Genomic DNA, 24,878 nt, shown 5'->3' on the forward strand with positions numbered 1-24,878 from the left:
TAAATTACTAATGGTTTACAAATATATACTTATACTAAGCGATACATGCAAACTAAATATTTGGTATGTCCTAGCTTAGCATTTTTTTGCTTGACATAAATGTTTAAGTATAGTACGAACTACCATTTAATGTGTCAAGCATTATGCCATCATTTTTCGTAAATTTTGGTTAACCATATCCGAGGTTACCCGATCGCTTAGGGTTACCGATCCGATCGCTGTAGGTAAAATAAAGCGAACTTTGCCAGCTTCTACTTTCTTGTCGGTAGATAGCGACTCAATAATTGATTCAAGATTAATGTCCGCAGGTACTGTCTGTGGTAAATGAGTTTTAGCAATTAATGCTACTTGTTGAACTTGATCTAACTCAGACCATAGGCCAAGATCGACGGCGATCGCACCCGCAATTACCATTCCTAGCCCGACAGCTTCACCATGATTGTAAAGGCGATAGTTGGTAACCGATTCGATCGCATGACCAACTGTATGACCATAGTTGAGAATGGCGCGAAGATTTCCTTCTTTCTCATCCTTGGATACGACTTCAGCTTTAGCTTTGGCACAACGATACAAAATTGTTTGCAGCAATTCCGATGAAATATAACGTAACTGATCGAGGCGATCGCAATTAGCTAATAAATCAAACAATTCCCGATCCCAGATTATGCCGTACTTAATAACCTCTGCCATCGCTGAACGAAACTCACGAGCTGGCAAAGTTTTTAAGACTTCAGGATCGACCCAAACTAGTCGGGGTTGATAAAAAGCACCGATTAAGTTTTTACCTTGTGGATGGTTGATCCCCGTCTTGCCACCGATGGCGGAATCCACCATTGCCAAAAGTGTGGTGGGAACTTGAACAAGATCAATACCGCGTAACCAAGTTGCTGCCGCATAGCCCGACATATCGCCAATCACTCCACCACCGAGGGCAACAATCATTGATGAGCGTTCTAAACGATGGGCAAGAGCCGCGTCATAAATCTTTTGAAGTGAGTTCGCGGTTTTGAAGCGTTCACCTGCGGGCAAGATTAAATAAGCAACATCAAAACCTGCGTTACTTAGGGAAGTCTGGACAGTTTCGCCATAGTGCTTGTAAATAACGGGATTGGAGACAATAAGAACTTTTTTGCTTTTTTTGCCTAAACCAATTTCTACTAATTTATCGCCTAAGTTTTTGAGGCTATGCGATGCGATCGCAATGTCATAACTACGATTAGGCTGGTTATCGCTATTTAGAGCAACGGTAACTGTTGCGGAGTTTTCAGACATATTTCTAGATAAATGATCTAATTCTCATGGTAGCAGCGATCATGGTTTCAAATCTCGCAACCAAATAAGAATGTAAAGCAGTGCAAAGCGCTGCTTTACATTCTTATTTGGTCATAGCTTGGCATAGCTCAATAATTGCGGTTTGCAATGTTGCCGTTTCGTCTTTACCATGCTTGAGGTCGGCTTCTAATCGCAACAAAATACTTAGTGATCGCATTAACTTTTGACTATTTAGACCCTGTACTTCTTGCTTCAGAAAATATATTCGCTTAGGATTACCAACTTCAGCAGCATCAGCGATCGCCTTATCATCTCGTTCTCCCGATTCTTGCATCAGCTTAATCCAAAGCCATGTGCGAAACTGGCCCACCAAAGTTGCACAGATCCGTAAACCCACTTCATTATTTCGCAGTAATTCCGCAATCAAAGAGAGTGATTGACTAGTATTTGCGGAGCGAATCGCACTAGCTAATTGCAAGCTATTGTGAGCCGAGACTTGCACAAGTGGGGCAATTTCTTTAGCTGTAAGTGGCTTCGTTTTCCCATAGTGTAACAGTTGTAACTTTTGCAATTCCATTGTCAGTCGGCGCGTATCATTACCAATCGCTTCAACTAGGAGATCTATGCCATCTGATGCTATTTTTAAGTCAATTTCTGTGGCGGTTTGTTTCACTAATTGGACGATCGCATCAGTTTTCCAAGGAGGTATTAGCGAAAACTCTAAAATCTGGGAATACTTCTGCAACAACTTGGTAGATTTGGCTCTCCCATCAGGCTTATTTGATGATGTAAACAAGATGTAGGAGTCTAAAGGTAAATGGTTAAAAGTTCTTTCTAGCTCTAATAGTAGCGATTCAGAACAACGTTGGGCGATCGCCGTATCAGCTAACCAAGTTAAACGACTACCCATCCCAAAGGGCGAAGTTACAGCTTGGTTTAGCCCATCCATCACCTCAAGATCCCCTGTAGCACTGATTTTGACGTAATTAAAGTCAAGCCACATCGGATCGACATGAGTGTCTATCAGTTTTTTTACTGCTTGAGAAATTTGATAGTCGTCATCGCCCCAATAAAAGTAGACAGGCATTGTATGATTAGTTCAACTATGTGGTGTGGTGTAGAGATTTGATGATTACTAGAAGCAAAGCAAATAGTCAAGTTAGCCTCCGTCCAAAAAAATCGGTTACAAATCGTACAGATTACTATGCAAGTTGGGGAAAAAGAGTCTTTGATATCGCATTTGCATCAATTGTTTTAACTGCGTTTTCTCCAGTTTATTTAGCAATTACGTTGCTGGTTTTCATTAGTTCTCCTGGCTCAGTTTTGTATATTCATCCTAGAGTTGGTTTAAATGGTTCTAAATTTAATTGCATCAAGTTTAGAACTATGATTAATGGCGCAGATCAAGCTCTTGAAGATTATTTAAATTCATGCCCGATTAGCCGTGCTGAATATGAATCATCTTTTAAGCTTAAACATGATCCTCGGATTACCAAAATTGGTAAGTTCTTGCGGACTACCAGTTTGGATGAGCTGCCCCAGTTTTGGAATGTACTTATTGGCGATATGAGTGTAGTTGGTCCAAGACCATTGGTTCAAGATGAACTAAGTAAATATGGCACTGCGATCGATCGAGTACTTAGTGTTCGACCTGGTATTGCGGGACTATGGCAAGTTTCAGGAAGAAACGATATTCCTTACGCCAAGAGGGTACAGATTGATGCAAGCTATGTTAGACGCATGAGTTTTTTGCTTGATCTGCATCTTATATTTAAAACTATTTTGGTTGTGATTTTCCCCAAAGGGAATGGAGCATATTAAAAATAATAAAGGGGCGCTAAGCGCCCCTTTATTATTTTTAATTTCTACGACTACGAGTTGTTGGTCGCGAAGATAAATCAAACTCTAAAGCTGCTGCCATCCCCCACAGAATAAATGCAAGAATCCAGAAGAATTCAGCAGGCTCTCCACTTTGATATTGTTTACCTTCACAAACTTTACTGATACCAGTATTGATGCTGTAGTTAAACCATAAGTCGCCAAAGAACATAGCGATACCAGCACTACCAAGCAATCGCCAAGATTGAGCAGCTTTACCACCCCAAAAAGCGAGTAAAAGAATTGTTGCAACAATTAGTAACCAAATATCGCCAAGTGCATAAACAATATTCAGGATTTTGCCTGTATCTAGAGAAAACTCTCCACCTACGCCGAAGGTAACATACGCCGCTACAACGACTCCGACAAAGCCAACAGCACCAACGATCCCCCATTGCTTAGGATACAGATTTAGTCTTCTGCCAATCACAGACATTGCCATACCCCATGACAAAAACACGTAAGTTGCTGTGAAAAAGACATCGGCGATTGATGGAAAAGTTTCCACTAAATCCTTAGCCCCTTTTGCTCCGCCAGCAATCAATCCACTTTGATATTGAAAATCTAGATAACCAAAAATTAAATTTCCAATCCCCCAAGACAGAATACCTATCCCAAGCCCTAACCAAACATTTCGACCGCTAATAATTTTAGAACTACGCCAGTTACGTAGACAGAGTATGCCTGAACAAGAGATAGCTACAGTTTGAAAAATGTACGTTCCGTATCGATACCAATTTGGTCTTACGAATAGGTCTTTTATTGGCTTGGCGCATTCTTCGGGCTTGATGACATGTGGTCCATCGGTTGGGACATTAAAAAACAGGTAGAACATAAGAGCTAGGGCTGCCCATCCGATCGCTGCCCAAACAATAGATTGCGTGGAAATCCCTGACGGTGAGGGAGATTTAGCTCTACTCATGAATCTTGCACCTTAGCTACAACCATAAGAAATCAAAGTATTAAAAAAAGAAAATAACAAGTATTGAGTTACAAGTCATAACTTTAGAAGAAAACGTAGAAAGAAGCCAGTTAGACTACTTCCAGAGTTTGCCTTTAGGGGTATTTATCAGCCAAGCAGTAACGGATGCTGATTCGGGTAGTTCATTTAAGGCTGTCATCGCACTATCGACAAAACTATTATTTCCAAAATAGGAAGATGCTAATCGATGTATTTCACCTAAAAGAAGTTGCAATTTGCTTTCATCCCAGTTGGGAATTTGCACACTATTAAGTGGATTGATTGACAAAACACCTTCCAGAGCCGAAATTGTTTCGCTTTGAGCAAATTTACCTTGTTGCATAAACTTCAGCAAATCTTGTTTAAAAGAACCTGCTTGCCTAACGCCAAGCAGATCTTCAACATCAATATACACAGCTTGCAATATCAGTAAACAACCTTGAACAAGATGTGTACCTACTGAAGAACTCTGGGTAGGTGCTATATGGAGTTGGTCCAGTTTGACTCTGCCCCACACGCTAAAACGCTGAGGCTCTTCTAATAATACGCAAGCTTTGCCTTTGTTATCAGTTAAGTCACGCCAAAGCGCTAAAGCCTCATTTCGATTATCGCCAAACATGTTGAGCAACCGAAATGTTTGCCCCTGATATTGCAAAATCGGTATTTGTTGATCTTTGTTTTGTGGATTTTGGACGTTAACGATATCAACGTCTTGGCGCTTCAGGATGAACATGTATCTACTGTTGACTTAACTGATGTTACCAGTAGCAACAAATCGTGGCTACCTAATGCCAAGGTTAATGATAATCCCAAAATCACATTAAAGTCTTGAAAATTCAAAATAAAACATTAATAAAGTAAAGGCTGAGTTTTGCACCATCCTTATTTCCCTAAAACGAAACCAATCATAATGGCACTAAGCGCTATTATGATTGGCATAAATCCTCAATTTTTGGGATTTCAGCAGCAATTCTCATTATGAAACCGATTTTGGTGTTTTCAGCGCCTTCGGCGCTGAAAACACCAAAATCGGTTGTTTGAAAGCCCGCCGTTGGCGGGCTTTCAAACAACCGATTTTTATAATGAGAAATGCTAGGATTTCAGCGTCCACGGCGCATGAAGCCCAAAAATTTGCTTTAATGCAAGTAAACCATTGGCTAACTTCCATTAAAATAATTTTTTATACGAGCATTACTGCTTTGTCTTCTTTTTATAACAAGAGAGCTTTTGGTATAGGCAGGATGATCAGTAAAGCGATCGCAATTAAAATCATGCCAATTAGATCGCGAGTTTTACCAATTTCCATACCTTCGTTCAAAATAAGATGGCGTGGGGTGGGCAATATAAATATCAAGAGGCTATAAATCCTCAGCCATGGCTGTGTAAGTAAAGCGATCGCTAGCAGTAGTAGTCTTGATAGCCGTGCAATTTGGAGGGATTGCCGATGTCCAAACATGGATATCACAAGATTGCCTCCATCCAGTAAATCAAATGGCATTAGTTGCAAAGCACTTAACGCTAAGCCAGCCCAGCCAGCTAAGGCTAGCGGCGAAAAGGCAGTGATTGGGTCTGAATCAATTGTTGTTTTACCTACGGAAAAAATTGTTTGCAATAGCGTTACAAAAATTGAGTTTTTGATATCAAAGGTATATAGATTTGTAATTAACATGGATGGCGCGATCGCAGAATCAATCGGCGGCATAGTTACGGGAACTAATATCCAATTGCCCAATAATAATAAAACTATGGACATGGCTAAGCCTGCAATGGCTGGAGTCGCAGCAAGATCAAAAAGGATACGACGCTGATTTGTATTTTTTTTCCATGTAGGGAAATTGGTATTTAAACTGCCTAACAATCCAAAAGCACCTAAGCATGGAAGTAAAAGTGGAGGAGCAAGTTGCAACCCATAATGTTTAGCGACGAAGTACTGTGCGATTGATCTAGAGATAATGATGCTCGTGATGCCTAAGAGGTAGGGGATCCCTTGGTATAAGTTACTCAAGCTTAGGTTTTCGATTCGTTGATTTGCGCCTACAACTAATACTGTGAAGACTGTAAGCATAATACTGATAATGCTTGCAACCCAAACTTGGCAATGGACTAAAGCTGATTGGGAGTTAACGAAATTATTAGGTGTCAAATAGAAGTTATAGTTTGTCGTGTTTTCTTGATCATCATGATCGCTACCAAAACTTGTGCCTATATTTTCTAATGGACTTTCTTGTAAATAACAGATAAAGCGATCGCCAAATATTTTTTGGATATTTTGGTTAATCGTTTCGTAAGCATATTTAGGATTTTGCGATCGCAGATTGCCCCGACAGTATATTTCTTGAGGACGATATTCTAAACCTGTCAGACGATAAACAGATGAGTAGAAGCAATCTTTGAGTTGTTTTTCTTCGTTAAGATCAAGTTTGATGACTTCAGAAGTTGAGTTGAAGGATGTGAAGAAATTGCTATATATCCCTACGCAAAGCAAAAACACAACCGCAACAAAAGTTAATGGCAAAACTGTAGGATTAAAAGTTGTCCATGCGATCGCTAAACTAGGTAAGACAATAGCCATAACCCACAAAATAAATATTTGGATCTGATTGCTGGTGCTTAGATGCGATCGCTGATAGTAGATCGCTATGCACCCCACCACCATAAAAATAAATATTTCCTCAAATCCCATATCAATTGCTCATCACTACAAGCACTATAGCAATGCAAGAGATAGCTTGGAATCAAAACCAAAAATAAAGAGAGGCGGCGCGAAGCGCCACCTCTCTTTATTTTTGGTTTTATGTCCTCATTAAAACTTGCATTGTTATATGACAATCGCCATTATTGTTCTTGCGATCCAGCAATTCTCATGATAAAAATCGTTTTCTTGGTGTTTATAGCGCCTGTGGTGTTGGAAGCACCAAAATCGTTTTCATAAATAAGAATTGCGGGATCGCGATTAATTCTAGGTTTTAATTTTGCAATTAAAACCTAGAATTATGAATGCACTCAAACCTAGCCTCCAACTTTCTAGGCTTTTTTCCCAGACAGCAAAATAGTCAGTAAGTTATATGAGCAAAGACTTTGAATCTATCAGCGATCGCCTACCGCCACAGAATATTGAGGCAGAGGAGGCTGTCTTAGGTGGTATCTTGATCGATCCAGAGGCAGTTTCGCGTGTACTAGATACCTTGCGTCCTGAAATGTTCTATGTAGCCGCACATCAGGAGATTTTTCGGGCTTGCCTGATGTTACATAATCAGTCTAATCCCACGGACATGATGAGTTTGACCACATGGCTAAGCGATCGCGATATGCTCGAAAAAATTGGTGGCCAGACTAAAATCGCCCAACTTTGCGATCGCACTGTCAGCGCCGTCAATATCGATTTTTATGCTCAATTAGTCGCTGACAAGTATGCAAGACGCAAACTTGCCGAAGCGGCCAGAGGAGTAGTCGAGATAAGTTACAGCAATGAAATCGAATTGCCCCAGCTACTTGACCAATCGGAACAAAAGATTTTTGCGGTTACCCAATCCCGTGCCCAACAAGGACTTACTCCTGCTGCTGATATTCTCACGAAAACCTTTTATGAATTAGAAAATCGTTTTAATTCTCTGGGTACTGGCAATTCCACAGCCACAGGTTTAATTACGGGGTTCTACGATTTTGATGCAATGACTAACGGCTTGCAGCGATCGGATTTGATTATCCTCGCAGGTCGGCCGTCAATGGGCAAAACTGCCTTCGGGCTAGAAATAGCGAGAAAGATGGCAGAAATCCATCGCCTGCCTGTAGCCATCTTTAGTTTGGAAATGTCGAAGGAACAGTTAGTTTATCGTCTACTTGCTAGTCAGTCTAAAGTTCGTTCTAGTGATATGGGCATAGATAGTAATCGCCTCCGCACTGGACAAATTAGTGAAAATGAATGGGGAACTGTGGCGATGGCGATTAGTGGACTTTCGGAATTACCACTATTTATCGATGACACTCCCAATCCACCAATTACGGAATTACGCTCTAAGGCTCGTCGATTGCAGTCAGAAAAGGGAGGCGTGCTGGGTCTAATTTTGATTGATTATTTACAATTAATGGAAGGCTCAGGTTCCGATAATCGGGTGCAGGAAATCTCTAGAATTACGCGATCGCTTAAAGCTTTAGCCCGTGAATTGAATGTGCCTGTAATTGCTCTATCTCAATTAAGTCGAGGTGTAGAAGCGAGGACTAATAAGCGTCCGATGCTATCTGACTTGAGAGAATCTGGATGTCTCAGTGGTGATTCCTTAATCACAATGGCAGACACAGGAGCCGAAATTCCCATCCGTGAACTTGTCGGCAAGTCACATTTTTCAATCTGGGCAGTTAATTCCCAAACCTTCAAAATGGAACGAGCAATAGTGAGCAATGCTTTTTGTACTGGCTCCAAACCTGTTTATCAACTCAAAACTCAATTGGGGCGATCAATCAAAGCGACTACAAACCATAAATTTCTGACAATTCAGGGATGGAAAAGGCTTGATGAATTACAAATAGGCGATCGCATTGCCATGCCTCGTCAGATTCCCTGCCAAGAACTACAAACAATGAGTGATGCTGAATTAGCCTTGCTTGGACATCTAATTGGCGATGGTTGTACTTTACCGCGCCATGCAATTCAGTACACAACTAGAGAGTTAGATTTAGCAGAATTAGTAGCTAGTCTCGCAACTGAAGTATTTCGCGATCAAATAGTGCCAAGAATCAAAAAAGAAAGAGACTGGTATCAAGTCTATTTGTCATCTGCCTATCATTTAACCCATGGAATTAAGAATCCTATTACTAAATGGCTACAAAATCTTGATATATTCGGTTTGAGATCGCATGAAAAATTTATACCGTCACAAGTTTTTCAACAACCTCAAGAATCGATAGCGATCTTTTTGCGTCATCTATGGGCTACTGATGGCTGTATTCGAGCAAACAAAAAATCAAGATACCCTAGTGTTTACTATGCATCTAGCAGTAAAAGACTAGCTCAAGAAGTTCAGTCTTTATTACTAAGATTGGGAATTAATGCAACATTGAGAACTGTCTCTCAAGGAAAAAAGGGACGCGATCAACATCAAATTTGGGTAGCAGGAAAGACTGACCCAGAAAAATTTATTAACCTTGTTAGTGCAGTTGGCAAATATAAGCAGGAAAGTTTACAAGAGATTAACTTGTATATCAGTAATTCTGGAAGTGCTAATACAAATAGAGATCTAATATCAAAAGAAGTGTGGAAAACACACATTAATGTTGCTAGGGAAAAACTTGGATTAACAACTAGAGAAATGCAAGCTCATCTCGGCACTAAGTATTGCGGTTCGAGTCTTTATAAAAATGCGATTGGTCGTGATCGCATGAACAAACTAGCAATTATTTTAGAATCAAAGGAAATTCTTAATCTTGCAACCAGTGATATTTACTGGGACAAAGTAGAAGCTATTGATTTACTTGAGGAGGAAATGGTATATGACTTGACAGTGCCAAGCTTGGCTAACTTTACGGCAAATAATTTTTATGTTCATAATAGCATCGAGCAAGATGCGGATTTAGTGATTAATTTGTATCGTGATGAATATTACAATCCAGAAACTCCCGATCGCGGAGTTGCCGAAATTATTATTGCCAAGCATCGTAATGGGCCAGTTGGTACAGTTAAATTACTATTTGAACCACGCTTAACTAAGTTTGAGAATATGGCTTCTAGTCGTAGTTAAGATCACAAACCCAATATTTGGTGAGGCGGGCTTCGCCCGCCTCACCAAATATTGGGTTTTATTTAGAGATATAATTTAGATAAGCTCAACTATAGCTAGACTATCTAACTACTCTATGCAGAAACTTGGACAGCATTCGGATCCAATTACCTTAGTTATCTCAGAAGTTGTTGAACCACATCTCATAGAAGAATATGAAACTTGGACAAAAGGAATTAATCAATCAGCTCAGCAGTTTGAGGGCTTTATGGGGGTTGAAATCATTCGTCCTCGCGATCATCAATATCCAGAGTATGTAGTTATAGTTAAATTTGACAACTATGCTCATTGTAAAAACTGGCTTACTTCAACTATTTATCAACAATGGATGAAAAGATCTCAAGAGTTTATCTCTAAGCGATCGCAACAACACCAACAAAATGGTTTAGAACTATGGTTTACCCTACCTAAGAGCAAATCAGGAAATCCAATTGAGCCCCCGTATTACAAACAAGTAATTATTGGTGTGATTACAGTTTATCCCCTGATTTTGCTCGCAAACTTGCTCTTAACTCCATTTTTGCAAGGACTACCACCATTATTAAGCTTGCTAATTTCTGTGATTTTTATATCTGCTTTACTGTCCTATCCAGTTATGCCATATACAACTAAAATACTAGCCTTTTGGCTCTATCCCTCATCCCAAAAACGAGGTAAATGAAAAAGAAAGTAAATAAAACATTCAATAACTCATTTACTTTCTTTTTATTTTATTCGCGATCGTAATATTTAGGCTTTATAATTGCTTTGTAATAATAATTACAGCAATTTACGATCAAAAAAGCATAATAAACTTTTAAAAAAGTTATTTGTTCGGGATTGAAATCTAAGCGCTGTAAAACAAACAACTTTGATGAGGGATGAATGGTAAACATTGGTTATCACACGGCAAAGATCCAAGGTAAATTTCTCAGATCCGTCTACAAATCTAGCCTTTCAAGTTTAGTGAGTTTCCCGATCGCCCAAAAGCGCCAAGTCCCTATTAAGGTTTATGCCCTATCCTGTGAAAGAGATTTACCTGAGCAAGTAGCCAGTCTTCGCTCTTTCCTTCGTCATGTGGGAATTCCTAAAGCATTTACGATCATGTCTGATGGAAGTTATACGGATGAGAGTATTAAATTGCTGCGTCGCGTGCATCCCTGTGTAGATGTTCAACTTCTGACCAACTTCCAAAGAGATAATTTGCCACAATCTGTCTATGATTACGCATCTCAGCAGGCTATGGGCAAAAAATTAGCGGCACTAATGTCCATTCCCATTGATGAAGCAACACTTTACACAGATTCAGATATTTTGTTCTTTCGAGGAGCGTCAGATTTAGCTGACTTAGCGGCTTCAGAGGATCCACATACCTATTATTTACCCGACTGCAAAAACTCTCTAGACAAACGACTCATTTATGAGGATATCGAACAGCAAAATCCAATTAATGCTGGATTTATTCTATTCAAAAAAGCCCTAGATTGGGATGAATCCATACAAAGATTGGCTAGCCTGAAAGAGCCTCCAAATTATTTTTCTGAACAAACAATTGTCAATCTAACGATTAAACGTAATAACGGCATTGCTTTGGATAGCAAAAAATATATAATGAATGTTGATGATCAGTTTATATATTCCGACAAGTTTGACACTAAGCAATTAGCAATGCGGCACTACGTTAGCGATATCAGACATAAATTCTGGTTAAATGTTATTTAGATCAACACTTCTATTACACAATTTATCAAAGATTTTCAAGTAATCTTTTGCTAAATATACATAGTCAAGTTCTTTTTGAAGATTAGTACGGTCATATCGTAATGGTGCTCCAGCAAATTTAGCAGATAAAACAGCGTCAATCACTTTGCTCATTGCCTCAATATCATTTGGTTGTACTAACCAAGTGCCAGATTTTCCATTCAGATAGTTCCAATTCTCTCCTTTAGGAACTGCCGCAAGAATCGGACGATCAGTAGTGAGATATTCGTAGGTTTTACATGAAATTCGACCGCCTTCAGAGCCATCAAGACGATCAGGTAATGTTATAAATAATAAATCGGCTTGTTTAGATAACTTGACGACTTCAGTGTGAGGTAAAGGATCGAAAACCGATACTATATTTGACAGATTATGCAATTCTAAAACTTCTTTAACTATAGATTCTGCACATTTATTGCCGTATAGTTTGATCTTGATTTTATCTTTCAAATTAGGATTTTGATCAATTATTTTTTGCACAGCTTTTCCAATAAATACTGGACTAGAAGTACGATAATCTATTTCCACTAACTTATAAACACCCAACTCCATCCAAAATCTGTAAATTTTTTTGATTAAGCTGGTCTTCTGAATGGGATCATGAAACTTGTACCATCCATTCATACCCCCTGTGTAAACAATTTCAAATGTTTCTTCATTAGTTAATTCTTCAACAGGTAGATTGAAGTCTAACATGTCCGAGCCGCATCGGATTAAGTGGAACTTTGAATGCTCGGAGAGAGGCTGATTGTTTCTTACTAATTCTAGATTGAATTGAGAAACATAAACTATTGCGTTGGACTGGCGAACATAGAATTTTTCTAAGCATAAGTCCAAATAATGGTGTAGCCGACTAGAAGTTGCTGGATGCATGTCAGTACAACTGATTGAGTCGTCCAAGCTAAGGACTAGAGGTATACCAGTCAACCACTTCAATGCAATTCCTACCAAAGAACATGAATATGGCATCATGAATACAAAGATTACATCTGGCTTATGTTCTTTAATTAATTGATACCCTTTTAATATTGCAGGTAAAATCCAGAAAATAGCCATGTCAGGCCAGATAAAAAAATATGTAAACTTGTTGAGCTTCAATTTGTTTAAAAAATTAATTAGCTTGGCTGGATAGGGATCTTTAACAATTTGAACATTAGTTTTCTCATTCAAAAATCCGTTCTCTGTACTAGTTAATGCAATTACCTGCCAATTTCCCTGAAACTGTTCTAATAATTTTTTGATTCTATTAGTAAGCGGGTTAATCTTAGGAGGGAAAACATGAGAGATGCATAAAATTTTTCCAGCACTTTGAGGTGATGTATGATTTTGACTGCTCATAATATTGCATTCATTATAGATTTTGATTCTTAATTTCTAGGTGCGGGACAAAATGATTCAAAAGCCTTCTCAGTAAATCTTTTGACTAAAAAATTTACTGCATAATGTTAGATCAAGAATTTCAGGCGTTTTTACCGTTCTGTTTTTCATTTTTTGTCCTGTAGTTAGACCTAAAATTAGCATAATATTTAATAAGTTGGCTTACTGAATCTAAGCAATAATTCTCATTTTAACAATTAATTTTTTAAAAGCAAGCCTGAGACTGGCTTTTAAAAAATTAATTTGGGGTTGTCCAGTGCCTAGGGCGTTGGACAACCCCAAATTGGTTCTATAAAATGAGAATTGCTGAAATCTAAGTCAAATAAACTAAACTTAAATTGTAAGATGATTGACTATGAGAAGATGTAGTTTTGATATATTTGACACAATTTTAACAAGACCAGTGCTTGATCCAGCAGAAGTTTTCCGTGTTTGTGGGACTCGCGCTTTAAAACTCGGATGGCTAACAATTTCTTCTCTTGAATTTCAACATGTGCGCGTCAAGGATAGGGATCGATCTTGCTTGTTTGTTGAAGGCGGGGAAAACACGCTTGATGAAATTTATCATGAGATTGCAGACACTCTAGGTTTATCTGAAGAGCTAATACATAAACTCAAGGAACTTGAGCTTGAAGTTGAAAGTAAATATCTTATTCCTGTGCCAAAAGCATACGAAATGATTGAACAAGCAAGGCGATCACATCCCAATGTTTTGTTTCTATCAGATATGTACTTACCCGAAGCCTTTCTTGAAGAGCGCCTCAAGCAGCATGGCTTTTGGCAAGAAGGCGATCGGCTATATGTATCTTCACAGTTGCGGAAATCCAAGGGGAATGGGGATCTGTTTTTAAAAGTACTGGAAGATTTAAGCTTAAAGCCCCAAGATCTTACGCACATTGGCAATAGTTGGCAGCCTGATGTTGCTATGCCTAGATCATTAGGGATTAATTCTATTTACTTTAATGATGCAAATCCTAATCGCTATGAATTAATACTCCAAAAATATGCCGATGTTACGAATGGAATCACTTCTCTTTGGGCAGGTATATCTCGCTATACACGCCTAACTAGAGAGACGGGAACTCCAAAAGAATCAATCATTCGAGATATTGCGGCTTCTGTTGCTGCACCGATCTTAACAGCCTATACGATTTGGATTTTGCAACAGGCAAAGGCTAAGCAACTCGCCCGCATTTACTTTTTAGCAAGGGATGGGGAAATGTTGCTGCAAATCGCTAAGGAAATTGCTCCCAAGATTTATCCAGAAGTAGAACTCCGCTATCTATATGTCAGTCGTCAAGCATTGAGAATGCCTGGGCTAACCAAGATTAACAAAGCTTTTTGGGAATGGATGTTTGATGATACGACTTTTTTTACAATTGATAGTCTGCTTGCCCGAATGTGTCTCGATCGCCAATCTGCCAAGCCGATTTTTGAGCCGTTGGGCTATCCCGAAGCGTCTTGGCAAAAGGATTTAACGGCAAAAGAAAGAATTTCGCTACGAGCTAAGTTAGAACAGCATCAACCTTTGCAATCATTAGTTCTCCAAGTGGCTGAACAGAAACGTGAAGTTTTAAAAGCTTATTTGCATCAGGAAAAAATGCTTGATGGACAGGCATTTGGATTGGTTGATGTAGGCTGGCGTGGCAGTTTGCAAATTTCTCTAGAAAATGCTTTTGAGATATTTGGAACTAGAAATCCTGTCGGTTTCTATTTTGCCTTGGACAAACCAACTGGCGGACTTAAACATAAAGGAGAAGCACTTGCCTTTTTCTTTAATTTAAATAACTCTGTGGGACTTCGCAATGATATAGACTATCGCTATGTGTCGGCGATGGAAGTCTTTTGTGCAGGCTGTGAAGGCACAACCCTTGAGTATACTTTGCAAGCTGATGGTTCTGTAGTTCCATTGCTCAAGCATAAAAGTAATGAACCCGCTCTGGGCTGGGGTCTAAAATCTTTTCAGCAATCCGTGACTGCTTTTGTGCGTCATCTTGTGGAGCGATCGCCTGCTGATTTCTCCTTTGATACTTCTCCAAAATTATTGCGTGAAGCCTTAGATGAAATGTTTCTTGCTTTTAATAACTCACCAACGCAACAGGAGGCAGAGGCATTCATGGATTGCCCATTTTTTGATGATCCCAATGAGCTTTATCATTTTTATTGGGCAATGCCTTTACGCTTAGGTGATGTCATTAAATATGCGATCGCAAAACGTGATGGCTTTAATGTGCATCGCAATGCATGGAGTGAGGCAAGTCTGCAAGTTAGCTCTCCACTGGTCAAAAAATTAGTACCTTTGGCAATAATCTTACGAAAGCTGCTGAAGCGTTTAAAAAAATTGCTGTTGCCCAAATAATTAGCCCAATAAGTAAGGTGCATAGCCCACCTTACTTATTGGGTTTTAGGCAGAAGCATTGTAAAATTTGATTATGAGTGTATCGAGTCAAAATAAAACTATTGATCCAGCCCTTGCTGCGGTGAAGCAACGCCTACAATCAGGTGGTGCATTGCTTCCAGATTCCCCTGAGAACTTGCTAGAGGTTGTTGGCATCCTCAAAAGCTATGGTGTCGTGCTGGGTGAATATTATCGGAATCTTACCTATATTTCTGAGCATCAGTTTCTCGTATTTTTTCCGTTTTTAAAGTTCTTTAATGGTGATTTCTCCTTAAGTAAACTCGGTCGCCATTGGTGGCACGATCGCATCAATTTTGAATTTGCCGAATATTGCATGAAAGCAATGTTTTGGCATGGCGGTGGCGGTCTAGATGCCTATTTAGATTCCGAAGAATTTAAAAAACTTGCCAAGTTAGCGATCGCTGCAAAAGTTGGTCGGAATCCATTAACGGCGTTGGTAAATCAATTATTTCCAGATTTTTTGCTAGAGCAGGTGCGATTAATGACCTACTACAGTGCTCTGGGGTATTTTTGGTCATTTATGTCGCCGCTGTTTTTAGACTTAAGCGATCGCTATGATCGCGGTGAGATTAAGAGCATTCCCGATGTCGTTCAGCATGTTCAAAATGGTCTAGTTGACAACGCTAGTGTGCCTTACATCTATAAAGTATCGATTAATGGCAAAGATTACGAAATCGTACCTGCATCAGCAAATTTGACGTTTCTAATGGATACAGCTGTGCCCTATGTGGAGGCCGTATTTTTCCGATCTTTCCCATTTCGCGGCACGGTCTCCTACAATGCCCAAGAGCATCAAATTTCTACGGAAATTTCGCAATTCAATTATGGTGTACTATACGCCGATCATCTACCTGTAGGCGGTGCAGGGATTCCACCTACATTGCTGATGCATGATATGCGACATTTTTTGCCAGACTATTTACATGAGATTTACAAAAAAGGCGATCGCGGTGAAGAGGATTTGTTGGTCAAGATTTGTCTTTCTTTCCAAAAGTCGATGTTTTGTGTAACTACAGCTGCTCTGCGCGGTTTAGCACCCCATGCGTTGGAAACTGAAGATCCTCAAGAGAAGCAAGCCAATGACAAATTTCTTGCTCCTTTTTTAGATCGTCTATCGCGATCGCGTTTATATACAATTCAATAAGTTTTTGCTATGCTTTGCGATCAACCCATAACCAATAATTTTTTTTAAAGTCTTGCTTTATATTAAGTAGCTAAGCATAAGAAACCTTAAAACCCGAAAAGATAAATCGCCCGTGCAGAGGGCGATTTATCTTTTCGGGTTTTAGTTTTGTACAAGAACTTATACCAATTCACAAAAGTGTGACAACACTTCTGTGAATTAGAAACCAAACCCTGTAAGGGTTTTAAAAGCACAAAATGGCTGCGCCACTTTGTGCTTTGGTATTACATTTCTATAGCTACAAAAAATAAAAAAGAGATTTCTTATAGAGTGGCATCTTTTTTCTGGGCTTTTTAATTCATATACACTTGCAATAGCTAAACAAAACTAACCATTCTTTGAAATAAAGAGCTAAGAAAGAGCTAGAATCTAAAAAGTTTTGTCTGCCTTATTCACCCAAAATACTTATCCTATGTACGACTGCATTGTTGTGGGAGCAGGCCCATCTGGTGGTTCAGCATCCTATCACTTGGCAAAACGAGGACGCTCAGTTTTGTTGATCGAGAAAGAGAGCCTACCTCGCTACAAACCTTGTGGTGGTGGTGTTTCGCCAATGGTACAAGAGTGGTTTGACTTTGACTTTTCACCAGCAGTTTCGTTGACAGTCCAACAAATTCGCTACACATGGCAAATGGGCGATCCTGAACTAGTTGCCCTAGAAACCAAAGAACCCGTCTGGATGGTGCGCCGCGATGTTTTTGATCATTACCTTGTGCAGCAAGCCCAAAAACTAGGGGTCGAGCTTAGAGATAATACTGGCGTTACTGGCATTGAGTGGAAAAGCGATCGCTGGTTAGTCAAAACTGAAAATGAAGTCTTTGAAGCAAAATATGTGATCGCTGCTGATGGGGCAAAAGGCTCTATGGCAAAATGGCTAGGCTTTAAAGAACGCAAACGTCGCATGGGAGCGGCCCTCGAAGTCGAAGCCCCACATCCACATCCTGATACTAGTGCCGCTCACTTTGATTTTGGCTCCATTCAAAATGGATATATTTGGAACTTCCCTAAAGCTGACGGATATTCTATCGGTGCAGGGACATTTATAGGTGGCGAAAAACAAAATCTGAAGGAGATTGCCGCTAAATATGCTCAGGAATTTGGAATTAATGTAACTTCCATGAAGCAGTTTGGACATCCGATTTGTCTATGGGATGGCAATCAACCACTGCATACTCAAAATGCTCTTCTTACTGGTGAATCAGCTTGCATTGTCGATCCTTTCACTGCTGAAGGTATTCGTCCATCGCTCTTAACTGGTATGTATGCAGGTCAAGCGATCGATCAAGCGATCGGTGGTAATACTGATGCGCTCAAGCAATATACCCTCAAAGTCCAAGAAGAATGGGGTGAGGATATGGTTTGGGCGCAGCGAATTGCCAATATTTTCTATCGTATTCCGAGTTTTGGTTACAAGATGGGAGTAAAACGCCCCAGTGCCAGTCAGCGCATGGGCAAAATCCTCTGTGGTGAGCTGCGTTACCGCGATGTCGCTGGAGCTGCTATTAAACGACTTACCAAAGGTTTAATCGGGATGAAATAAAATGAGGTAGCGCAAAGCGCTACCTCATTCTTTAAAAGCAAATCATAGAGGCAATTCATGAATTACCTCTACATTTCATAATTGATGCGTAGGTTCTATGACTAATAAAAATTATCGATTGCTATTTCTGTCTACTCCTGTGGGAGCGCTGGGATCAGGAATCGGTGGTGGTGTGGAATTGACCTTGCAAAATGCGGCTAAGGCGCTAATGGCAAAGGGTCACGAAATAGAAATCGTTGCGCCAGAAGGTTCAGTCACCAATGTCACGAAGCTAACCCAAATTGCGGGTAATATGCAAACTTCAGCGCAAACTCAAGTTGGAGCTGACATGGTTGTAATTCCACAGAACTCGGTTCTCGAAAATATGTGGAGCTATGCTAGAGAATCTCAAAATAAGTTCGATTTATTATTTAACTTTGCCTACGATTGGCTACCTCTTTACCTCACACCATTTTTTAACCGCCCGATCGCACATTGGATCAGTATGTCGTCACTTTCCCCAGTGATGGATGCGATGGTGTCCAAAACCTCACAGCTTTGTCCTGATGCGATCGCGGTGAATACTCGCGCCTGTGCTGACACTTTTAGCCATGGCGATCGCCTGATGATTATGGGTAAGGGTATTGATGTGACGAAATATAGCTTTATTGCAAAGCCCGAAAATCCTAGTCTTGCATGGGTAGGACGTATCTCTCCAGAGAAAGGTTTAGAAGATGCTGCCTCAGCCGCACAAAGCACTGGATTACCTTTACATGTATTTGGATTGATTCAAGATGAAGGCTATTGGCAAAAGATTCAAACTTCTTTTCCTAAAGCTGAAATTCATTACGAAGGATTTCTATCTACGGATGAATTACAGCAAAAACTAGGGCAATGTAGCGCTTTATTAATGACTCCGCGCTGGATTGAAGCCTTCGGTAATGCTGCGATCGAAGCTTTTGCCTGCGGAGTGCCAGTTATTTCCTATAGTAGTGGTGGACTGAAAGAGATCGTCAGACATGGCAAGACAGGGTTTCTTGTAAAAATGGGAAGCGTACCAGGGTTAGTTGAGGCGATTGATCAATTAGACCAAATTGATCGCTTTACCTGTCGGCAACAAGTAGAAGCAGAATATTCTCTAGAAGTATGGGGCGATCGCTTAGAAAAATGGTTTGACAAACTAATTTCAAACTATAGCAATGCTCGAATTAGTTAGGAAAAAGAGAATGGCGGCGCTTTGCGCTGCCATTCTCTTTTGGGTGGTTGTTATAATTAGCAAGAAAAGTTTCACTAAAGATATATGCAAACTATCAAGCTCGGTTCCGATGGTCCAACTGTAACAGCGCTAGGTGTGGGGACATGGGCATGGGGTGACACCATGTTTTGGGCTTATGGCAAAGATTTTGGTGCAGAAGATGTAGCTGAGGCATTTAAAGCTTCTGTTGATGCAGGAGTCACATTTTTTGATACCGCCGAAGTTTATGGATTTGGCGAATCAGAACGCTTGATCGGTCAGTTTTGCAAGCAAACTTCTCAGCCAGTGCAGATTGCGACCAAATATTTCCCACTCCCTTGGCGATGGAATCGATCTGCGATCGCGGATGCTCTAACTGCAAGCCTAGAACGTTTACAAACTGAGCAAATTAGTCTTTATCAGATTCATTGGCCCCTAGAATTTATACTCAAGACTAAAGACTTTATGGAAGTTCTTGCTGAGGAAGTTAAAAAAGGCAGAATTCAATCGGTGGGAGTGAGCAATTATTCTGCGGCTCAGATGTCTCTAGCTCATCAATATCTTGCCGAAAAAGGCATTCCTCTAGCGGTGAATCAAGTTCCTTATTCGCTATTAACTAGACAAATTGAACAGAATGGTGTTCTCGAAAAGGCTCGGCAATTGGGTGTGACTATTCTTGCCTACAGTCCGCTTGCTCAAGGTTTATTAACTGGTAAATACACCGCAGAAACTGTGAAATCTCTTCAAGGTGCACGCCGCATTGATTCTCGATTTAGTCCTAAAGGTTTGCAAAAGCTAGAACCGCTATTCTCAACTCTAAAAGAATTATCTGAAAAATATGATAAGACTCCTGCTCAGATTTCCTTAAATTGGCTAATTTCTCAAGGCAATATAATTCCTATTCCTGGAGCGAAGAATGCTAATCAAGCGATACAAAACGCTGGTTCTTTAGGTTGGTCATTAACGCTCGAAGAAGTAGAACTACTTCGACTCAAATCCCCAAAAGCATAATAATACCAAAATACAAAGTGGCGCAGCCATTTTGTGTTTTTAAAACCCTTACAGGGTTTTGTTTTTAATTCCCAGAAGTGTTGTCACACTTTTGTGAATTGGTATAACAATCCTCAAAATGGCAACGACATTTTGAGGATTGTTATTATGCTTTATTTATTCCCATGATTCCATCTCGATCGCCACATTACGAAATAGCGCCAGAATGCGATCGCGTCGCACTTCAAAATTAGCGGCAACCAGAATAAACCCAATCCCCGCAAATATACCAAGCGCCCACATCAAGAAAGAATATTGGGTGACTAAAGTTACGGCTTGGGAGATCACTAGCAAAATAAAAGTGAACGTTCCCATAAAGAGATAGGCTCGGACTCGGAATGCCAGCCCTGCAATGATGAAGGCAGCACTTAATCCCCAAGTTGAAAGCGCAATGCTGGGATTAGTAAAGGAATAAACAAAGGCAATTAGTCCCATGCCACCACTTAAAAGGCTTCTAAAAGCATGGCGTAGAGCTTTAGTACGAGGCGATCGCAGGTTTGGTTCGACTTGAGCAAAATATAGTCCAGTGAAGCCAATCACACAAATATTGATCAAAAATTTGAAACTGGAAAATTCATTGAGACTCTGTGATACATTCTGAAAAATTGCCCAATCCCATAGAAAAACAGTGATGTAAGTGGCGCGGATTTGGTCTTGGACTTTGGCATAGATAGCATAGAAAATTCCGACGATGACTAGACATGGGATGGCGATCGCACTTTGAGTCATAAACGTAAAAATCAATGGCAACGCGAAAGCGGAATTATGCCAAGGTCGTTCTTCCCAGCCCCAATCTTCCCAAGGTGGTTGATAGATTATCGCCGCAAGGATACAGGCGATCGCGGCGGCGTAGGGTTGAACCACGTTATTAATCAACCAAGGATTTGGGAATGCGAAGAAAATGAAATAGGCGATCGCGCCAATAGATGTAGTTAGCCCTGTATAAATCCATAGTTCTGATCCCCCTAAATCCCTCTTGCCAAGAGGAATTGAATCTGATCTCTTGCCCTGCGCGATCGCATAGGCAGCCAATGCGATCGCAACACCGCCACCGAGGACACCGCTAGTTGTGGCAGGATTTAAGAAGCTTCCTAATAGTAGAAAGATTGCGCTTGCAGTCCAATGTAAATGCGCCGAAATGCCAATCTCTCTATATGAGAGTCGTAAATATGGGGCGATCCAGTTAGCGAATAGCTGGTAGGCATAGGCGATCGCGCAACCTAATACCGCAAGAACAACTAAGCCATCGCCAAGGCTCCCACCTTGAGGACTAGAGAGCATTTGATAGAAAAGCAGTTCATATGCCGAAAAAGTAGCTACAACCATCGAGAGATAGGTAAGCGCTTTAAAAATGGGATTAGATTGAGAAGCTCTGCGTCCGATGCCGATGCCGATCAGCGATGTACTCAGTGAAAATAAACCTGTGAGACTGCTAAAATTGCCAATCCTTAACAGTGAACCCATTACCCCATAAATTAATGGAATAATATCCCAACTGCGAGGATATTCATCTTTGCCTGAGCGTTTCATCCACCAATCGCCGCATAGCTGCGTTACGAATCCAAGCGCAATATTGGCGATCGCTAGCTCAATTGCTGAGCCATTGCTGATCACAACTGCGCCTGATGTGAGAAGTTCAACACTCCATGCGATTCCCCATTCAGTCCAAAAAGGTGATTTGCCTGTATCCTGCCAAATCCTATAAACTAGTCCTAAAGTGACTAAAACTGTACTGGGCAAAAGATTGACAAATAATTGATCGTTTTGATTAAAGCCAAAAACAAGTGCTGCTTGAGATGTTTGCAGAAGCAGTAATGCCGTGGAGAGAATCGCTGCCCAGATATCAAAAGCTTGGGAATAGGATTGATTTAAAGGTAAATTGAGGTTAGCAACATGGCGATCGCGACGGTATTTGAGCCAATGATTGAGAACATATAACAGTAATACGCTGACAACTGCGCCATTAATGCCAAAGGTTAACTGAGCAACATATCCATCTCCAAATTTGAATTGCCAAAGTAACGAGGCGATAAACAGTAACCCATAACCAACTGTGTTGAAGGTGGTTAGGAGCGATTTGCTACGACGAGTATTAACCAGCATCAGAGCAAAGGCAATACCCAATCCAATCACCCGTGAACCATCGCCATTCCATGTTAAAAATTGCGCGATCGCTAGTCCCGCAATGCTCAGTTTAATCGCCAAATCGCGATCGGCAAATTCGCGCCAAGTCCCTAAAAAAGTAAGAGAGATTGGAACAGATAGCCAAGCTATACCCCAGTAGCCTGAGGCAACTAATAATTCGCTGTTATTAACTAAATTGTTACCAACAAGATTTCGTCCTGCCACAGAAGAACTCCACAGCAAGATATAGCTGAGCGCTGCTAAGCTCGCGCCTATATGCCATGCGCTATCACGCCATGCCTGTAGATGAAGATTTTCTTCTTGGGGACGCAGGCTCAGCTTCCCAATCACCAAAACACCACTCCATTCAACTAACATCGTGACTAAGAGAAACCCAGCCCATGCAAAGATAGCTGTGGAGCGAGTGAAGAAATATATGCCTGAAACGATCGCACCTAGAGTAACGATATGGGTGAAATAAACCAGACTATGCAAGTCTTTGCTAGTAGGCGATCGCCTTGCTTGGACAATGAATAGTGTCACCGCTGAAAGTGATAAGTTGACAAATATGGTGGACGGATAGCCAACGCTAATAATGGTGAGTAAAACTCCAAATCCTAAAGCTAGTAATTCACCTGTATTTGCTAAATGATACTTTTGGCGATCGCGATAAATTGCAGAGATCACTAAAGTGATAATCAAATAGGGAAACAATAAAATTCCAACCAAATTTATTTCAGCTTGAGTTTGGAATAACGTTAATAATTGCTGAGTGAAATCCCCTTTCCAAGCATCAGGAATTAGCCTTTGAACTAACCAAAGAATTTGTAATCCCCAAAAGAATAAGTAAGTTAAATCACTTGATTCTTCGCGTTTAACTAAGCGATCGCAAAGCATCCATGCAATCAATAAACTAATCGTAAAAGTCTGCCAAGGATATTTGTCCCAAACTGATACCAGCCAACCTAAACCGAGGAGGATTTGACCTAAATTAGACTGAAATGTAATTGCTGATGGATTTGTTGTGGTTAAACTTGATGCTTCAGAAGGCGATCGCAACTTTTCGGCTTTGTTAGTAATTTGGACTAAAACCCATCCGCAAACTCCAAAAGCTAAGCCTAATTTAAAAACGGAAACATTCCCAAATAAAAGCGCCCGACTAATGATCAATACGGTACTGTAAGCTCCCGTAATCAGCGCTAGTGGAAATGTCGAACTGTCGGCAGTATTTAAACTTTGGCGGCGATTGAGAAAGGTGGAGATGGCAATGGCAATGATGCCTAGATAGACGGCGATTAATGGATAGTATGGTGATAAGAACCAGCCAAGATGTAGCCAACCCAGAAATAAAATTGCCAAAATTGAGATTTGGCTAAGTTGCCTTTTTGGACGTTTTCGCAGTTTATTCGTTGACGAATCAGTTAAAGAACCTTCAGATAAAATCTGGGATTCTCGAAAGACAAAAGATGTTTCTAATAGAAAAACGGCGATCGCTGAAAGTAAACAACCTGCGATCGCACTGATCCCAATTCCCGCAGGATTTTTTAATAAACCTAAGCCATCCATTGCCCAAAAATTAGCTGGCACTAGCAGCAATGTCACCAATTGCAAAGCACGAGTGGTCATCCGCAAGCGATCGTTTTTACTTGTCCAGAAACCCACGCCAAAAAAGCCAAGGGTATAGGCAAGTAGCAATAAATATTGTATTTGTGGCGAAAAATTATCCCATTGACTAGCGGCGAGCAACCCCGATGAAACCACAACCAGAAACACGCCTAAAAATAGCAACCACATGGTGCTGAATTCAGAAAGCAGAGATCGCACTGTTTGCGCAACTTTGCTTGGCTCTTGTGGGGCTTTGACTTTTGCGGGTATTTCGACAACACGCGATCGCGGCAATCTAGAGCCAGAAATATTCGCAGATTGCAAAGTTGTTTCTGAATTTTCAAAACTATTAGCGGTCAATCTGGAAAGTACTGACTCAGCCGCTGTTGCTTTGATTTCGCAAACAAAGCGAGTTTCACCAATTAGCTTGACTGACCTTTGAGTAATTAAGCCTAGCTCTAACCACAAGTCCAGACCTTGGAGAATCTGATCATTTTGAAATGCCACAATCGTCAGACGATTTGCCGTACTTCGACCATTGCGCCATTTAAAATCGACCTCAGAAATTAATCCCCACTCAAACCAAGCATCTAGTCCATCAAGGACGACACTATAGGGAACTGAAATTTCCAGATCTAGGCGCAAATACTGCACGGGGTTGGCTTGCATAGGCGATCGCTCCAAGTCAAAATTCAGAGATCGCATTCATTATATGTTCAGTTGAAAATTACTAAATGCTAAG

The 24,878-nt window shown here is 40.5% G+C and carries 16 protein-coding genes; 9 read left to right on the forward strand and 7 right to left on the reverse strand.

The genetic code is table 11. From position 1 onward, the window contains the following. Window positions 1-141: 141 nt before the first annotated feature. Window positions 142-1,272 carry a 3-dehydroquinate synthase gene (gene aroB / locus CQ839_RS19340; protein ID WP_103669939.1) on the reverse strand — a complete coding sequence of 377 codons (1,131 nt, stop codon included), beginning with the start codon at window positions 1,270-1,272 and terminating at the stop codon, window positions 142-144. Window positions 1,273-1,375: 103 nt separating this feature from the next. Next, a complete protein-coding gene (gene holA / locus CQ839_RS19345; RefSeq protein WP_103669940.1) occupies window positions 1,376-2,359 on the reverse strand; it encodes a DNA polymerase III subunit delta in 984 nt (327 codons plus the stop codon). Between the two features lie 41 nt (window positions 2,360-2,400). Here holA and CQ839_RS19350 point away from each other — a divergent pair, with 41 nt between their 5' ends. Then, the gene (locus CQ839_RS19350; RefSeq protein WP_103669941.1) at window positions 2,401-3,093 is read left to right on the forward strand and encodes a sugar transferase; all 693 of its coding nucleotides are present in this window, start codon (window positions 2,401-2,403) and stop codon (window positions 3,091-3,093) included. 37 nt (window positions 3,094-3,130) lie between these two features. Here the strand turns inward: CQ839_RS19350 and CQ839_RS19355 are convergent, their stop codons facing one another. From CQ839_RS19355 to CQ839_RS19365, 3 genes are all read right to left on the reverse strand, one after another. Continuing rightward, the gene (locus tag CQ839_RS19355) at window positions 3,131-4,072 is read right to left on the reverse strand and encodes a hypothetical protein (protein ID WP_103669942.1); all 942 of its coding nucleotides are present in this window, start codon (window positions 4,070-4,072) and stop codon (window positions 3,131-3,133) included. Window positions 4,073-4,187: 115 nt separating this feature from the next. Beyond that, window positions 4,188-4,844, reverse strand: a complete 657-nt coding sequence (locus CQ839_RS19360) for an Npun_F0813 family protein (protein WP_103669943.1) — start codon at window positions 4,842-4,844, stop codon at window positions 4,188-4,190. Window positions 4,845-5,321: 477 nt separating this feature from the next. Continuing rightward, a complete protein-coding gene (locus tag CQ839_RS19365) occupies window positions 5,322-6,794 on the reverse strand; it encodes a hypothetical protein (RefSeq protein ID WP_103669944.1) in 1,473 nt (490 codons plus the stop codon). Window positions 6,795-7,176: 382 nt separating this feature from the next. Here CQ839_RS19365 and CQ839_RS19370 point away from each other — a divergent pair, with 382 nt between their 5' ends. From CQ839_RS19370 to CQ839_RS19380, 3 genes are all read left to right on the forward strand, one after another. After that, a complete protein-coding gene (locus tag CQ839_RS19370; RefSeq protein ID WP_103669945.1) occupies window positions 7,177-9,846 on the forward strand; it encodes a replicative DNA helicase in 2,670 nt (889 codons plus the stop codon). Between the two features lie 115 nt (window positions 9,847-9,961). After that, window positions 9,962-10,546 carry an antibiotic biosynthesis monooxygenase gene (locus CQ839_RS19375; protein WP_103669946.1) on the forward strand — a complete coding sequence of 195 codons (585 nt, stop codon included), beginning with the start codon at window positions 9,962-9,964 and terminating at the stop codon, window positions 10,544-10,546. Between the two features lie 203 nt (window positions 10,547-10,749). Beyond that, window positions 10,750-11,586: a hypothetical protein gene (locus CQ839_RS19380; protein WP_103669947.1), complete on the forward strand. Its 837-nt coding sequence runs from the start codon at window positions 10,750-10,752 to the stop codon at window positions 11,584-11,586. Here CQ839_RS19380 and CQ839_RS19385 read toward each other — a convergent pair. After that, entirely contained in the window at window positions 11,572-12,963 is a 1,392-nt protein-coding gene (locus CQ839_RS19385) for a glycosyltransferase (protein ID WP_103669948.1), read from the reverse strand. The genes CQ839_RS19380 and CQ839_RS19385 overlap by 15 nt on opposite strands. 394 nt (window positions 12,964-13,357) lie before the next feature. Here CQ839_RS19385 and CQ839_RS19390 point away from each other — a divergent pair, with 394 nt between their 5' ends. From CQ839_RS19390 to CQ839_RS19410, 5 genes are all read left to right on the forward strand, one after another. Next, window positions 13,358-15,361, forward strand: a complete 2,004-nt coding sequence (locus tag CQ839_RS19390; protein WP_103669949.1) for a hypothetical protein — start codon at window positions 13,358-13,360, stop codon at window positions 15,359-15,361. 73 nt (window positions 15,362-15,434) lie between these two features. Then, window positions 15,435-16,565 (forward strand): CO2 hydration protein, encoded by a 1,131-nt coding sequence (locus CQ839_RS19395; RefSeq protein ID WP_103669950.1) that lies wholly within the window; start codon window positions 15,435-15,437, stop codon window positions 16,563-16,565. A 451-nt stretch (window positions 16,566-17,016) separates the two neighbouring features. Then, window positions 17,017-18,144 (forward strand): geranylgeranyl reductase family protein, encoded by a 1,128-nt coding sequence (locus tag CQ839_RS19400; RefSeq protein WP_103669951.1) that lies wholly within the window; start codon window positions 17,017-17,019, stop codon window positions 18,142-18,144. Window positions 18,145-18,241: 97 nt separating this feature from the next. After that, window positions 18,242-19,339, forward strand: a complete 1,098-nt coding sequence (locus tag CQ839_RS19405; protein ID WP_103669952.1) for a glycosyltransferase family 4 protein — start codon at window positions 18,242-18,244, stop codon at window positions 19,337-19,339. 84 nt (window positions 19,340-19,423) lie between these two features. Further along, window positions 19,424-20,368, forward strand: coding sequence for an aldo/keto reductase (locus CQ839_RS19410; RefSeq protein ID WP_103669953.1), 945 nt, complete (start codon window positions 19,424-19,426; stop codon window positions 20,366-20,368). A gap of 156 nt (window positions 20,369-20,524) precedes the next feature. On the opposite strand, the gene CQ839_RS19415 is transcribed toward CQ839_RS19410, so the two are convergent. Then, window positions 20,525-24,841 carry a hypothetical protein gene (locus CQ839_RS19415; protein ID WP_103669954.1) on the reverse strand — a complete coding sequence of 1,439 codons (4,317 nt, stop codon included), beginning with the start codon at window positions 24,839-24,841 and terminating at the stop codon, window positions 20,525-20,527. Window positions 24,842-24,878 lie beyond the last annotated feature (37 nt).

The organism is Pseudanabaena sp. BC1403, from assembly GCF_002914585.1.
Lineage (GTDB): Bacteria > Cyanobacteriota > Cyanobacteriia > Pseudanabaenales > Pseudanabaenaceae > Pseudanabaena.